The sequence below is a fragment of the Streptomyces sp. NPDC042201 genome, assembly GCF_055582185.1.
Window position 1 is genome coordinate 41,543 of sequence record NZ_JBVJDS010000020.1, and the last position, 14,138, is coordinate 55,680.

Annotated in this window: 12 protein-coding genes and 1 pseudogene; 3 read left to right on the forward strand and 10 right to left on the reverse strand. The window is 71.9% G+C overall.

Going from position 1 to position 14,138, the window contains the following annotated elements:
- Positions 1 to 152: 152 nt before the first annotated feature.
- From thpD to ACZ6MZ_RS32835, 5 genes are all read right to left on the reverse strand, one after another.
- Positions 153 to 1,049 (reverse strand): ectoine hydroxylase, encoded by an 897-nt coding sequence (gene thpD / locus ACZ6MZ_RS32815; protein ID WP_384193863.1) that lies wholly within the window; start codon positions 1,047 to 1,049, stop codon positions 153 to 155.
- A gap of 2 nt (positions 1,050 to 1,051) precedes the next feature.
- Complete coding sequence (locus tag ACZ6MZ_RS32820; RefSeq protein ID WP_384193861.1) at positions 1,052 to 1,450, reverse strand: ectoine synthase; 399 nt, start codon at positions 1,448 to 1,450, stop codon at positions 1,052 to 1,054.
- A gap of 121 nt (positions 1,451 to 1,571) precedes the next feature.
- Positions 1,572 to 2,840, reverse strand: a complete 1,269-nt coding sequence (gene ectB, locus ACZ6MZ_RS32825; protein WP_384193858.1) for a diaminobutyrate--2-oxoglutarate transaminase — start codon at positions 2,838 to 2,840, stop codon at positions 1,572 to 1,574.
- A gap of 102 nt (positions 2,841 to 2,942) precedes the next feature.
- Positions 2,943 to 3,482 carry a diaminobutyrate acetyltransferase gene (gene ectA, locus ACZ6MZ_RS32830; protein ID WP_389791288.1) on the reverse strand — a complete coding sequence of 180 codons (540 nt, stop codon included), beginning with the start codon at positions 3,480 to 3,482 and terminating at the stop codon, positions 2,943 to 2,945.
- A gap of 332 nt (positions 3,483 to 3,814) precedes the next feature.
- Positions 3,815 to 4,915: a pyridoxal-phosphate-dependent aminotransferase family protein gene (locus ACZ6MZ_RS32835; protein ID WP_469356166.1), complete on the reverse strand. Its 1,101-nt coding sequence runs from the start codon at positions 4,913 to 4,915 to the stop codon at positions 3,815 to 3,817.
- A 74-nt stretch (positions 4,916 to 4,989) separates the two neighbouring features.
- Here ACZ6MZ_RS32835 and ACZ6MZ_RS32840 point away from each other — a divergent pair, with 74 nt between their 5' ends.
- Both ACZ6MZ_RS32840 and ACZ6MZ_RS32845 read left to right on the forward strand, forming a co-directional pair.
- The gene (locus ACZ6MZ_RS32840; RefSeq protein ID WP_469356168.1) at positions 4,990 to 6,081 is read left to right on the forward strand and encodes an amidohydrolase family protein; all 1,092 of its coding nucleotides are present in this window, start codon (positions 4,990 to 4,992) and stop codon (positions 6,079 to 6,081) included.
- Between the two features lie 287 nt (positions 6,082 to 6,368).
- The gene (locus tag ACZ6MZ_RS32845; RefSeq protein WP_469356171.1) at positions 6,369 to 7,316 is read left to right on the forward strand and encodes an SCO1860 family LAETG-anchored protein; all 948 of its coding nucleotides are present in this window, start codon (positions 6,369 to 6,371) and stop codon (positions 7,314 to 7,316) included.
- A 170-nt stretch (positions 7,317 to 7,486) separates the two neighbouring features.
- On the opposite strand, the gene cobC is transcribed toward ACZ6MZ_RS32845, so the two are convergent.
- Together cobC and ACZ6MZ_RS32855 are read right to left on the reverse strand one after the other, a co-directional pair.
- Positions 7,487 to 8,548 (reverse strand): Rv2231c family pyridoxal phosphate-dependent protein CobC, encoded by a 1,062-nt coding sequence (cobC, locus tag ACZ6MZ_RS32850; RefSeq protein ID WP_389791280.1) that lies wholly within the window; start codon positions 8,546 to 8,548, stop codon positions 7,487 to 7,489.
- A 251-nt stretch (positions 8,549 to 8,799) separates the two neighbouring features.
- Positions 8,800 to 9,183, reverse strand: a pseudogene (locus tag ACZ6MZ_RS32855) (cobalamin biosynthesis protein); the annotation flags it as partial.
- A 98-nt stretch (positions 9,184 to 9,281) separates the two neighbouring features.
- On the opposite strand from ACZ6MZ_RS32855, the gene ACZ6MZ_RS32860 reads away from it, so the two are divergent.
- On the forward strand, positions 9,282 to 10,043 hold the full coding sequence (locus ACZ6MZ_RS32860) for a ZIP family metal transporter (RefSeq protein ID WP_469356173.1): 762 nt from the start codon (positions 9,282 to 9,284) through the stop codon (positions 10,041 to 10,043).
- A 23-nt stretch (positions 10,044 to 10,066) separates the two neighbouring features.
- Here ACZ6MZ_RS32860 and ACZ6MZ_RS32865 read toward each other — a convergent pair whose 3' ends face one another.
- From ACZ6MZ_RS32865 to ACZ6MZ_RS32875, 3 genes are read right to left on the reverse strand one after another with little or no spacing between them, the layout of a single operon-like run.
- The gene (locus tag ACZ6MZ_RS32865) at positions 10,067 to 11,425 is read right to left on the reverse strand and encodes a cobyrinate a,c-diamide synthase (RefSeq protein ID WP_469356175.1); all 1,359 of its coding nucleotides are present in this window, start codon (positions 11,423 to 11,425) and stop codon (positions 10,067 to 10,069) included.
- Positions 11,419 to 12,018 (reverse strand): cob(I)yrinic acid a,c-diamide adenosyltransferase, encoded by a 600-nt coding sequence (gene cobO / locus ACZ6MZ_RS32870; RefSeq protein ID WP_469356177.1) that lies wholly within the window; start codon positions 12,016 to 12,018, stop codon positions 11,419 to 11,421. Before cobO ends, ACZ6MZ_RS32865 begins: the two co-directional genes overlap by 7 nt.
- On the reverse strand, positions 12,018 to 14,114 hold the full coding sequence (locus ACZ6MZ_RS32875) for a putative cobaltochelatase (RefSeq protein ID WP_469356178.1): 2,097 nt from the start codon (positions 14,112 to 14,114) through the stop codon (positions 12,018 to 12,020). The genes cobO and ACZ6MZ_RS32875 overlap by 1 nt, the downstream gene beginning before the upstream one ends.
- Between the last annotated feature and the right edge of the window lie 24 nt (positions 14,115 to 14,138).

Consider the following 14,138-nt stretch of genomic DNA (forward strand, 5'->3'; position numbering starts at 1 on the left):
TTCTTTTCTCGGGGGGAAAAGAAAGGACCACACCACCACCCCGCCCTGGAGAGGTGGGACCCAAAAGGGGAGAAGGGGGTTTGTTTTTCTTTTTTCTCCCCCCCCCCCCCGCGCCTGTGCCTTCTGTGCCTGCCTGCCCCTGACGCGTACGGTCAGCGCACCGGGGTGAAGTCCTGCGCCCCGATGAAGGACGGCCGCGGCGAGGGAGCCGCGAACGGCTTGACCGCCGCGTTCTCCACGCTGTTGAACACGATGAAGACATTGCTGCGCGGGTACGGGGTGATGTTGTCGCCCGAGCCGTGCATGCAGTTGCAGTCGAACCAGGTCGCCGAACCGGCCTTGCCCGTGAAGAGCTTGATGCCGTGCTGGTCGGCCATGCTCGTCAGCGCCTCGTGCGACGGCGTGCCCGCGTCCTGCATCTGCAGCGACTGCTTGTAGTTGTCCTGCGGCGTCTCGCCGGCGCAGCCCAGGAAGGTCTTGTGCGACCCGGGCATGATCATCAGGCCGCCGTTGGTGTCGTAGTTCTCGGTCAGCGCGATCGAGACCGACACGGTCCGCATGTTCGGCAGACCGTCCTCGGCGTGCCAGGTCTCGAAGTCCGAGTGCCAGTAGAAGCCCGAGGCGCCGAAGCCCGGCTTCACATTGATCCGTGACTGATGGACATACACGTCCGAGCCCAGGATCTGCCGGGCGCGGCCCACCACTCGCTCGTCGCGTACCAGTCCGGCGAAGATCTGGCTGATGCGGTGGACCTCGAAGACGGACCGTACGTCCTTCGTCGTGGGCTCGATGATCGAGCGCTCGTCGGCACGCACCGCCGGGTCGGTCGTCAGCCGCTCCAGCTCGGCGCGGTAGAGCGCCACTTCGTCCGGGCCGATCAGCTGCTCGATGGAGAGGAAGCCGTCCCGCTCGAAGCTTCCGAGGTCGGCCGGCACGATCGGGCCGGGGGCGCCGTGCGCGGACCAGACGACGGGGTCCTGACGCGGGGTGGTCACCTCGCCGACGCCACGGGTGGGATACAGGTCGGTACGTGCAGGGGCGGTGGTCATGGTCAGCCCTCCTCTGTCAGCAGTGGGTAGACGCCGTTCTCGTCATGGTCCTCCCGCCCGGTGACCGGCGGGTTGAAGACGCATACACAGCGGAAATCGGTCTTGGGACGGAGTGTGTGGCGCTCATGCCCGTTCAGCAGATACATCGTGCCGGGGGCGATCCAGTGGGTCTCGCCGGTCTCGTCGTTGGTCAGTTCGGCCTCGCCCTCCACGCAGAGCACGGCCTCGATGTGGTTGGCGTACCACATCGACGTCTCCGTGCCGGCGTACAGCACGGTCTCGTGGAGGGAGAAGCCGACCTTCTCCTTGGCGAGCACGATGCGCTTGCTCTCCCAGGTGCCCGAGGCCGACTTCACATGACGGTCGGTGTTCTCGATGTCCTTGAACGATCGGACGATCACGGTGCGTCGGTGCCTTTCTCTTCTGCGGCTTCTGCGGCTTCTGCGGCTTCTGCGGTCGCGTAGGTCGTCGCGTATGTCGTGTACCCGTACGGTCGTCCCGTACGGGTACGTGAACCGCGGATCAGGCGGTCTCGCGGACCGCGCGGGCCAGGGTGCGCAGGCCCTCGTCCAGCTCGTCGGGGCTGACGGTGAGCGGCGGAAGCAGCTTCACCACCTCGCTCCGCGGGCCCGAGGTCTCCAGCAGCATCCCCAGCTCGAAGGCGCGGGCGCAGACGGCGGACGCCCGGCTCTTGTCGGCGAACTCCAGGCCCCAGACCAGGCCGCGGCCACGGAACTCGGCCGCCGCGCCCGCGCTCTCGGCGCAGATCGCCAGCAGCGCGTGCTCCACCTGCTCACCGCGGGCTATGGTCTGCTTCTCCATCTGACCGTCGGCCCAGTACGTGTTGAGCGCGGCGGCGGCGGTGACGAAGGCCGGGTTGTTGCCCCGGAAGGTGCCGTTGTGCTCGCCCGGCTCCCAGATGTCCAGTTCCGGGGTGAACAGGCAGAGCGACATGGGAAGCCCGTACCCGCTGATGGACTTCGAAAGCGTGACGATGTCCGGTGTGATGCCCGCCTCTTCGAACGAGAAGAAGGCGCCGGTACGGCCACAGCCCATCTGGATGTCGTCGACGATCAGCAGCATGTCCTGGCGGTGGCAGAGATCGGCCAGCGCCCGCAGCCACTCCGGGCGGGCGACATTGATGCCGCCCTCGCCCTGGATCGTCTCGACGATGACCGCGGCGGGCTTGTTCAGGCCGGAGCCCTGGTCCTCGAGCAGCCGCTCGAACCAGAGGAAGTCCGGGGTCTGGCCGTCCAGATAGTGGTCGAACGGCATCGGGGTGCCGTGCACCAGCGGTATGCCGGCCCCGGCGCGCTTGAACGCGTTGCCGGTGACGGCGAGCGAGCCCAGCGACATGCCGTGGAAGGCGTTGGTGAAGGAGACGATCGACTCGCGGCCCTTCACCTTGCGGGCGAGCTTGAGGGCCGACTCGACCGCGTTCGTGCCGGTGGGGCCGGGGAACATCACCTTGTACGGGAGGTCGCGCGGCCGCAGGATCACATTCTGGAAGGACTCCAGGAAGGCCCGTTTCGCGGTCGTCGCCATATCGAGGCCGTGGGTGATGCCGTCACGCTCGATGTAGTCGATCAGCGCGCGTTTCAGCACCGGGTTGTTGTGGCCGTAGTTGAGTGAGCCGGCGCCGGCGAAGAAGTCGAGGTAGCTGTGGCCGTCCTCGTCGGTGAGACGGCTGCCCTGCGCGCGGTCGAACACGGCGGGCCAGCCACGGCAGTAGCTGCGCACTTCGGATTCGAGGGTTTCGAAGACGCTCAGTGCTGGCGGGGTGATGGTCACAGGGGTCTCCAGGCGATGGGATGGGGAAGAGCGGGAGGGTGCTCGGAACGGAGCGCGGTGCGCTCACGCCCGGCTGTCGGCGGTCTCGCGTCTACTGATGTCTCAGGGCGAGAGCGGGCCGATGCGGTACAGCACCTCCGGCTGGTGCACCCCGTCGGGGAACAGCCCGCCGTCGAAGAGGACCTCGCGCTTCAGCGCCGCCCCGTGGCGGTTGGCGAAGGCGGTGAACAGACGGTCCGAGGCGGTGTTGTCGGGCGTCACGGTGGTCTCGATCGCCGTGATCCCCAGCTCCTTGGCCACCCGGGCGGTCAGCTCGTCGAGCAGCGTGCCGGCGAGCCCCTTCCCTCGCTGGCTCTCGTCGACGGCCACCTGCCAGACGACCAGCGCCTCGGGGCGCTCGGGCCGGATGTATCCCGTGACGAAGGCGATCGGTGATCCCCCCTCGTCGCGGGCGACGACGGAGGTGGCCGCGAAGTCACGGCACCAGAGCAGATAGCTGTACGAGGAGTTGAGGTCCAGGACCTCGGAGTCGCGGGCGATGCGCCAGATCGCGGCCCCGTCCTCCACTCGTGGGGTGTCGATCGCAAAGGGACGGGTGAATTCGCTTCGGGCGCCTGCAAGGTCTGCTTGTGCGGCGGTCATGTCTATTTAATTTACCGAGCAAAAGCAGAACATGCATCTTCTGCAGGGGTTGGGTGAGAAGCCGACCTGTGTTATCAGGCGGGCGCGGGTGCCCGTGCGGATCAGGGGATAGTTGGGATGACATCGACTGAAATTTTGGGGCAAAGTGGCCTGGTCTGTGGACTCGGTCACATATCCGTAACGCTCGCGAGACCGGTCAGAATCACTCCGATGGCCCTGTTGAAATCTTGGCGTTTAGGGTATTGAAATGTGGGCATACGAATACGGGAAGCTGCTCTCTATAAAGCACCTTCCCGTATTCCTGAATTAACGCCTTTTTTGATTTACGGATGCTACTCCCACACCTCGCCGACCGCCCGCGCGGCCGCCTCCTGCCACACCTCGGCGCCGCTCTCGCCGAGCGCCTCGCCCAGCGCGGCGAGCGAGGCCAGCACCGCGTCCCGTGTCGCGTCGGCGCCGTAGTGATTGACCCGGATCATCTGGGTGGCCAACGCCCCGCCGCCCGCGATCAGTGGCAGCGACGGATCGGCGGCCAGCGCCTTGGCCACCAGCTCGCCCGCGTCCACCCCGGCCGGGGTGCGGAGCGTCGTGGCCACCGGAGCGGCGTCGGCGGCCTCGTGGACGAACGGCTCCAGGCCGCCGCCCAGTGCCAGCGCGCCCGCCCGCGTGGCCGCCGCGGCCGAGGCGTGCCGGGCGATGACGGTGTCCTGGCCGTCCGCCTCGATGCGCTCCAGGCACGCCTCCAGCGCCAGCATCTCCAGCTGGGCGGGGGCGTGGAGCAGCGTCCGGCGGCCGCCGTCGATCCAGCGCTCCTTCCAGTCCAGCAGCGAGAGGTACGAGCGGCGGGGTGCCTGCGGATTGGCGGCGAGCCGCTCCCAGGCCCGCTCGCTCACCGACACCGCCGAGACCCCGGCGGGGCCGCCCATCGCCTTCTGCGCGCCGATCACGCACAGGTCCACGCCCCAGGCGTCCGGCAGCAGCGACTCGGCGGCCACCGAGGCGACGGCGTCCAGCATGAACAGCGCGCCGTGGGCCCGCACCACCTCACCGATCGCGGCGACCGGGTTGGTGTTGCCGGTCGCCGCCTCGGCGTGCACCAGCGAGACGAAGTCGATCCCGGGGTGCGCGGCCAGGGCGCGTTCCACCTGGGCCGCGGTCACCGCGGTGTGGAACGGCACCTCCAGATCGACGACCGTCGCCCCGCAGTCGCGCAGCCAGTTCCCGAAGGTCTGCCCGTACGGCCCCGTGACCACGTTCAAGGCGGTCGAACCGGGCCTGGCGCCGCCGCGGACGCAGCCCTCCAGGGGCAGCAGGGCCTCACCCTGCATGATCACGACATCGTTCTCGGTGGCGAGGAGCGAGGCGACGCGTCGCTCGATGGCGGCGAAGCGCGCGGCGGTCAGCGGAGCCAGGTCCAGCAGCGGGTGTGTCATGGCGGTGCTCTCTTCGGATGCGTGTTCGGAATCTGCCCGGTCGAGGGTACCCACGGCCTCGTACAGTGCTGCCCATGAGCGATCACGCGGTGCTGCGGGTGAAGGGGCGGGTGCTCGTCGGCCCCGAGGAGGCCAGGGACGAGCTGTGGGTGGTGGGCGGCCGGATCACGTACGAGCGGCCGGCCGGCGCCCGTGATGTCCGCACCGTCGAGGGCTGGGCGCTGCCCGGTCTCGTCGACGCGCACTGTCATGTCGGCCTCGACCACCACGGCGCCGTCGACGAGGCGACCAGCGAGAAGCAGGCGATCGGCGACCGCGAGGCGGGCACGCTGCTGCTCCGGGACGCCGGCTCGCCCGCGGACACCCGCTGGATCGACGACCGCGAGGATCTGCCGAAGATCATCAGGGCGGGCCGCCATATTGCCCGTACCCGCCGTTACATCCGTAACTTCGCCCATGAGATCGAGCCGGACGACCTCGTCGCCTATGTCGCCCAGGAGGCCCGGCGCGGGGACGGCTGGGTCAAGCTCGTCGGCGACTGGATCGACCGTGACGCGGGCGATCTGACCGCCTGCTGGCCGCGTGGCGAGGTCGAGGCGGCCATCGCGGAGGCGCACCGGCTCGGCGCCCGGGTCACCGCGCACTGCTTCGCCGACGTCGCGCTGCGTGATCTCGTCGAGGCGGGGATCGACTGCGTCGAGCATGCGACGGGGCTCACCGAGGACACCATTCCGCTCTTCGCGGAGCGCGGGGTCGCGATCGTCCCGACGCTGGTCAACATCGCGACGTTCCCGCAGCTCGCTGCGGGCGGTGCGAGCAAGTTCCCGCGCTGGTCGGCGCATATGAACCGGCTGTACGAGCGCCGCTACGACACCGTGCGCGCGGCGTACGACGCGGGCGTCCCGGTCTTCGTCGGTACGGACGCGGGCGGCTCGCTGGCCCACGGTCTGGTGGCGGCCGAGGTCGCGGAGCTGGTGAAGGCCGGTATTCCGCCGCTGGAGGCCCTCTCGGCGACCGCCTGGGCCGCGCGTGGCTGGCTGGGCCGCCCGGCGCTGGAGGAGGGCGCTCCGGCGGATCTCGTGGTCTACGACGAGGATCCGCGGGCGGACGTACGGGTCCTGGCGGCCCCGCGGCGGATCGTGCTGAACGGGCTCGTCGTCGGCTGACGGACCGTGACGGGAGGGCAGCCGGCGTCGTTGAAGGTCTTCATGTGCTCCTGGCCGGGGCCGACCGGCGCACGACCCGGAACCGTGTCACATGGGTGAGTGTCCAGAACGCCCGTGCCACAAGAATCGAAAATAGACGCGGAAACCCCACTTTGGAGTGAACTAACCCCAGGTGTCTGCCGGTTCACTCTCAGTGCGTAAAGATTCCGGTGTCTCGGTCGCCGCCGCCACGTGTCCCCGTGACGGCAGGTCGGCGACGCCATATCTCTTGTGGGGGTTCCACCATTTTGAACAGCAATACCTTCCGCATGCCCGCACGCCGCTGCGCCACCGTCGTGGCCGCCGCGGCGCTGACGGCGGGCCCCGTGCTCCTCGCCGCTCCGGCCCAGGCCACCGGCGGTACGGGCGAGGGGCGGGCGAGCGCGGTCGTGCTCAGGACCGGCCTCGATGTGTCCCTGCTCAACAAGACCGTCCAGGTGCCGCTCAGGGCCACGCTCAACGAGGTGCAGGCACCGGCGAGCGCCGCGAAGACGGCGCTGAGCGTCCAGCTGAACGGGGTCGACCACGGCAAGCCCTTCAGCGTGCTGCGCGCCGACGTGGCCACCGCGAAGGCGACGGCCGACGGTCGCACGGCGCGGGGGTACACCAACCTCGTGCACGCCAAGGTGCATGTGCCGGGCCTGCCGCTGCTCTCGCTCATCGAGATCCAGGAGGTCACCTCCACGGCGGTCTGTGAGGCGGGGAAGCGGCCGGTCGCCGAGTCCAATCTGCTCGGCGGGGTGACTGTCCTCGGCAAGAGGATCACGCTCTCCGCAGGAGGGCCGACCCGCGTCCGGGTGCCGGGGGTGGGCGAGGTGACGCTCGACCTGTCGAAGACCCGCACCACGTCCCGTACGGCCGCGGCCACGGCGCTCGAACTCAAGGTGTCGGTCAACCCCCTTGAGCTGAACGTCGCCGAGGTCGAGGGCTCCGTCACGCTCGCCGAGGCCACCTGCGAGTCGCCGAAGGCGCCCGCCGCCGCGCAGCAGCCGGAGCCGGAGAAGCCGGAGGCGCAGCGGCCCGAGGAGCCGGTGAAGACGGATCCGAAGCCCCAGGGCGCCGCGGAACCGGTCAAGGAGAACCTCGCGGAGACGGGCGGCAATTCGATGACGCCGTATCTGGCGGGCGGCGCGGCGGTCCTGCTCGCGGCGGGCGGCGGCGCGCTCGTCCTGGCCAGGGCCCGCGCCAGGCGCTGACCCCGAAGACCCGGCCCTTGGGGGGCCGTGAGGGAGAGCGGTGCTCCGACAGGGGCACCGCTCTTCGCGTGTACGAGTCGCGCGTACGAGCGAGGGCGCGGCGCACTCGCGTACAAGCGGGAGCGCGGCGCCCCGGGCCACCCGGCCCTGTCGCGCCGGCACCCACCGTGTCAGCCGCCGACCGCCGTCAACGCCTGGTCCAGGGCTTGCAGGAAGCGGTTGGTCGTGGACCGGTCGCGCACCGCGAGGCGCAGCCACTCCGGACCGAGGCCCGGGAAGGTGTCGCCGCGCCGGGCGGCGAAGCCCAGGGTGCGCAGGCGGGCCCGTACCGAATCGGCGCGGCGCATCCGTGCGAGGACGAACGGGCCCGCCGCCTGCTCCACCGCCCGTACCTCCTCGAACTCCGCGAGCCCCGCCAGCAGATGGGCCCGCTCCACCGCGGTCCGCCGCGCCGCCTGCTCCGCCTCCGCGAGCGCGGCGGGTGACATGCACGCCTCCGCGGCGACCAGCGCGAGAGTGGAGACCGGCCACAGCGGCTGTGCGCGCTCCAGCGCGCTCACCGTCCGCGGATCGGCCAGTACGTAGCCGATCCGCAGGCCCGCGAGCCCCCACGTCTTGGTGAGGCTGCGCAGCACCACGAGCCCCGGCACATCGGTGTACCCGGCCAGCGCCTCCGGCTCGCCGGGCACCGCGTCCATGAACGCCTCGTCCACGACCAGCGTCCGCCCCGGCCGGGCGAGCTTCGCGATCTCCGCCGCCGGATGGAGCACCGACGTGGGGTTGGTCGGATTCCCGAGCATCACCAGATCCGCGTCCTCGGGCACCGCGTCCGGATCCAGCCGGAAGCCGTCCTCCACCCGCAGCAGCACCCGCCGCACCGTGTGCCCGGCGTCCCGCAGGGCGGCCTCCGGCTCGGTGAACTGCGGATGGACGACGACGGGTCTGCGCACCGGCAGGGCGCGGGCGAGCAGGACGAACGCCTCCGCCGCCCCCGCGGTCAGCAGCACCCGCTCCACCGGCAGTCCGTGTCGCGCCGCGACCGCCGCGCGCGCCGCCCGCCCGTCGGGGTAGGCGGCGAGCCCGGTCAGTGACTCGGCGAGGCGCGCGCGCAGCCAGGCCGGGGGGGTGTCCGTACGGACGTTGACCGCGAGATCGATCAGTCCCGCCGCTCCGTCCCGCATCTCGGCATCGCCGTGATGCCGCAGGTCGTAGAGGTCAGCGCGCGTAGACATAAGAGCCACGGGACTGATCGCAGGGTATGACGGGGGGCACGTGCGACCGCGCCGGCACCGGCGACAGCCGGTCGGCCGACGGCTCCTGGGGCGCCATGCTCTCGATGGGCTGGACGACGCGGGTCACCGGGCTCCTTCCGCATGCCACCGGCAGCCCGGGGCGTCACTGTGCGGCCCACGGTGCCCCGCGCGGCCGCTGTTTTCCACAGTCAACACCGACATCATGTCCGCCCGCACCGGTTCCACTCCGACCGGCCCCCCTGACGCGCCACAGCGCAGGTGACCGAAGCGGGCCGGCCCGCCGGGCTCGACTTCCGCTTCGGTACAAGGAGTTCACCCCCGCGCGCGAGCGCGGCGGCCTCGGCGACGGACGGTGTCCCCACGGCGGCCAGCGGCGCACCGGACGGATTCGGTACGGCGATCCCGGCCAGCAGGGCGGCCGGGTACCCGCGTACGGGCACGCCCAGCCGCGCGGCCGCGCCGACGATCCCGGCCTCGCCCGCCTTGGTGTCGACGGTCGCCAGCTCGGCGACGGACGACGCCGGGAGCCCCGCGTCCCGCAGCGTCTGTTCGATCAGCCCGAGCACCTCTCCGACAGGAGCGCCCCGGCTCGCGCCGATCCCCACGACCAGCGACCAACCGGTGGCGCCGGCGGTCACGAACGGCCCCTTTCCGGTCCGCGGGCCGGTCCGGGATGTGCGCGGCACGGCCCTGATCGGCTATGCAGGGGCGCATGGCGGTCTTCGTCGCGCTCGGCGCGTTCCTCATGACGCTGTTCGGCGGCTGGACGGCGCAACGCGTCACCGACCGCCGTCATCTGGTGCTGGGCCTGGCCGGGGGCCTGATGCTCGGTGTGGTCGGCCTGGACCTGCTGCCGGAGGCGATGCGCGCGGCGGGCGAGGAGATCTTCGGCGTGCCACAGGCGCTGCTGCTGTTCGTCGGCGGATTCCTCGTCGCCCATCTGGTGGAACGCCTGCTCGCCGGCCGTCAGGCCGCCCACGGAGGCGACCCGCAGGGGGGCGGCGGGCACGGTGCGGCCCCCGGAAAGGAAGGCCGCGTCCCCCAGCTGGGAGTGACCGCGGCGGCGGCCATGGTGGGCCACAGCGTGATGGACGGCATCGCGCTCGGCGCGGCCTTCCAGATCGGCAGCGGCATGGGCACCGCCGTCGCCCTCGCCGTCATCGCCCATGACTTCGCCGACGGCTTCAACACGTACACGCTCACCAGCCTGTACGGGAACGACCGCCGCAAGGCGATCATGATGCTGGTCGCGGACGCCGTCGCGCCGGTACTCGGCGCCGCCTCCACGCTGCTGTTCACCCTCCCGGAGGAGGTGCTCGGCAGCTATCTCGGCTTCTTCGGCGGCGCCCTGCTCTATCTCGCCGCCGCCGAGATCCTGCCCGAGGCGCACCACGAACACCCGGCGCGCTCCACGCTGCTGTGCACGGTCCTGGGCGTGGTCTTCATCTGGCTGGTGGTCGGCATCGCCGGGTGAACCGGGCGCGCGCCAGGCCCCCGTCAGGCCGCGCATCTCTCCACGAACCGCCGCGCCAGGTCCGGCGTGGCCGCCCAGTGCGTATGCAGATAGCTCGCGTGCACGCCCTGCTGGACGAATCCCTCCAGCCGGCGCTCGGGGTGTACGAGCCCCCACGCGGGAGCCGTCCCCGCGCCCGGATCCAGCACCGTCCGGTGGAACTCGTGCCCGCGGACCCGCGTCCCGGCCCGTGCCAGCGCGCTGTCGCCGATCGCCACCGCCTCCCGGTAGCCCAGCGTCAGCCGCCCCGACATCCGCGCGTCGGCGGCCAGCACCCCGCACATCGGCTTCCCGTCCAGGGAGCGCGCCAGATACAGCAGCCCGGCGCACTCGGCGGCCACCGGAGCGCCGGAGTACGCCAGCTCCGCCACGGCCTTGCGCAGCGGCTCGTTGGCGGACAGCTCCGGGGCGTACACCTCGGGGAAGCCGCCGCCGATCACCAAGCCCCGGGTGCCGTCGGGAAGTTCCTCGTCACGCAGCGGATCGAAGGGCACGACGTCCGCGCCCGCGGCCGTGAGCAGCTCCGTGTGCTCCGCGTACGAGAAGGTGAACGCGGACCCGCCGGCCACGGCGATCACCGGGCGGGCGCCGCCCACCGGCTCGACGTCCGGCTCCCAGGCGGCCGCGTCCAGCGCCGGCGCGCTGCGCGCCAGGGCGAGCAGCGCCTCCAGATCGCAGCCCGCGCGCACCCGCCCGGCCAGCTCCCGCATCGACCCCAGGGCGTCCGCGTGCCGCTCGGCGGCCGGGACCAGACCCAGATGGCGCGAGGGCGTGACCTGGTCGGTGCGCCGCAGCACCCCCAGCACCGGTACGCCCGACTCGTCCAGCGCGTCGCGCAGCAGCCGCTCGTGCCGGTCGGTGGCGACCTTGTTGAGGATCACCCCGCCGATCCGTACCTCCGGATCCCAGGACGCGAAGCCGTGCACCAGCGCCGCCACGGACCGGGACTGCGACGAGGCGTCCACCACCAGCACCACCGGTGCGCGCAGCAGCTTCGACACCTGGGCGGTGGAGGCCAGTTCACCCTGGCCGGAGGCGCCGTCGTACAGCCCCATCACGCCCTCGACGACAGCGAGGTCGCAGCCCGCCGCGCCATGCGCGAACAGGGGCCCGATCAGCCCGGGTCCGCACATGTACGCGTCGAGATTGCGCCCCGGGCGGGTCCGCGCCCCCGTCGACACTGCCAGCGCGTGATACCCCGGATCGATGTAGTCGGGCCCGACCTTGTGCGGGGACACCGCGAGCCCGCGCTCCGAGAAGGCCGCCATCAGGCCCGTGGCCACCGTGGTCTTGCCGCTCCCGGAGGACGGCGCGGCGACGACCAGGCGCGGGACGTTCACCACTCGATGCCCCTCTGGCCCTTCTGACCGGCGTCCATCGGGTGCTTGACCTTCGTCATCTCGGTGACGAGATCCGCGAACTGCACCAGCTTCTCCGGCGCGTTGCGGCCGGTGATCACCACATGCTGGGTGCCGGGACGCTCGCGCAGCACCTCGATCACCTCGTCGGTGTCCACCCAGCCCCAGTGCAGCGGGTAGGCGAACTCGTCCAGGACGTACAGCCGGTGCGTCTGCGCCGCCAGATCCCGTTTGACCTGCTCCCAGCCCTCGCGCGCCGCCTCCTCGTTGGACAGCTGCGAGTCGCGCTGCACCCAGGACCAGCCCTCACCCATCTTGTGCCAGGCGACGGAACCGCCCTCGCCGCTCGCCCCCAGCACCTTCAGCGCCTGCTCCTCGCCGACCTTCCACTTCGCCGACTTCACGAACTGGAACACCCCGATCGGCCAGCCCTGCGTCCACGCGCGCAGCGCGAGCCCGAAGGCCGCCGTCGACTTGCCCTTGCCGGTGCCCGTGTGGACGAGCACGAGCGGGCGGTTGCGGCGCTGACGGGTGGTGAGCCCGTCGTCCGGTACGGTCTCCGGCTGTCCCTGTGGCATTACGCGGCCCTCCTGGGTCCGTTGGTTCCCCTGGCTCCGTGCGCGGCGCCGGGTGCGCCCTGTCCGCCCTGTACGTCCCTGACCAGGCCGGCGATGCTGTCGGCCCGCAGCTCGTCGAGGGTGACGGCGGTGCCCTCCAGATCCGTGGCGAGCGTGCCGGCGAGACCGAGCCGTACCGGCCCCGACTCGCAGTCCACGACCACCGAGGCCGTCCCCTCCGCGGCGAGCAGCCGCGCCGCACGCGAGGCGAGCGCCACCGGATCGGGGCCGCCCGTCGCCCGCCCGTCCGTCACGACCACCAGCAGGGGCCGGCGCGCGGGATCGCGCATCCGCTCCACCCGCAGGACGTCGTGCGCCTTCAGCAGCCCGGCGGCGAGCGGGGTGCGGCCGCCCGTCGGCAGCGACTCCAGCCGGGCCGCGGCCGCGTCCACCGACGACGTCGGCGGCAGCGCCACCGCCGCCTCCTTCCCCCGGAAGGTGACCAGTCCGACCTTGTCGCGCCGCTGGTACGCGTCCAGCAGCAGCGAGAGCACCGCGCCCTTCACGGCGCTCATCCGCTGCCTGGCCGCCATCGACCCGGACGCGTCGACCACGAACAGCACGAGATTTCCCTCGCGCCCCTCCCGCGTCGCCTGCCGCAGATCGTCCCTGCGGACCACCAGGCCGGGGCCGCTGCGCCCGCGCGCCCGCTGGTGCGGCGCCGCGGCCTGCACGGTCGCCGCGAGATGCAGCTTGGTGAGCGCGCCACGCGGCCGTCGCGACCCCGTCGTCCTGCCGTGTTCCGTACGGGCCCGGGAGCGCCGCCCGGCCGCGCCCTCGCCCAGACCGGGAACGCTCAGCATCTTCGTACGGAACGGCTCGGCGGCCTGTACGGCGGACTGCTCGCCCGCTCCGGCGCGCTGGGGCTGTCCGGCCTCCGGCTCGGGCCGCGGCTCCGGCCGCTCCGGCGTGTCGTCCTGCCCGGAGGCGTCCCGCTCCGGCGCGTCGGGCCCCTCGGGACCGGACTCCGGCGGCCGGCCGCCCCCGCCTCCGGATCCGTCGGGACCGTCCGGATCAGGGTTGTTGTCCCCGTCGCCGCTGTCCTCGCTGGCGAACTCCTCCAGCGTGTCGTCGAGCTTCTCCTCGTCAAGTCCCGGCGCGTCGAACGGATTGCGGCGGCGCCGGTGCGGCAGCGCCAGCAGCGCGGCCTGCCGTACGTCCTCGGCGCGTACGTCCGTACGCCCCGCCCACGCGGCCAGCGCCGTCGCGGTCCTGGCCATCACGATGTCCGCCCGCATCCCGTCCACCTCGAAGGCGGCGCAGGTCGCGGCGATCTGCAGCAGCGCGGCGTCCCCGAGCCGCACCTCGGGCAGCAGGGACCGCGCCGCGGCGATCCGCTCCCGCAGGGCGCTCTCCTCGCCGGCCCAGCGCGCGGCGAAGCCGGCCGGATCGTCGTCGTACGCGAGCCGTCGCCGTACGACCTCCACGCGCAGTTCGGGCTCGCGCGAGGCGGCGACCTCCACGGTGAGCCCGAAGCGGTCCAGCAACTGCGGCCGCAGCTCGCCCTCTTCGGGGTTCATCGTCCCGACCAGCAGGAAGCGCGCGGCATGCCGTACGGAGACGCCCTCGCGCTCCACGTACGAAGCGCCCATGGCGGCCGCGTCCAGCAGCAGGTCGACCAGGTGGTCATGGAGGAGATTGACCTCGTCGACGTACAGCACCCCGCGGTGCGCGTCGGCGAGCAGTCCCGGCTCGAAGGCCTTCACGCCCTCCGACAGCGCCCGTTCGATGTCCAGCGCCCCGACGAGCCGGTCCTCGGACGCGCCGACGGGCAGCTCGACCATCCGGGCCGGCCGGGACACGCCGGGCGCGCTCTCGTGCGGTCCGTCCGGGCAGCGCGGATCGGGCGCGGCGGGATCGCAGCTGAACCGGCAGCCGGCCACGGTCGCCACCTCGGGCATCAGCGCCGAGAGCGCCCGCACGGCCGTGCTCTTGGCCGTGCCCTTCTCACCGCGGACCAGGACACCGCCCACGGCCGGACTGACGGCGTTGAGCAGCAGGGCCAGCCGCAGATCGTCCATCCCCACGACGGCGGTGAACGGAAAAGGGGTGCTCATATGCTGATCGCTCCTTTGAACGGC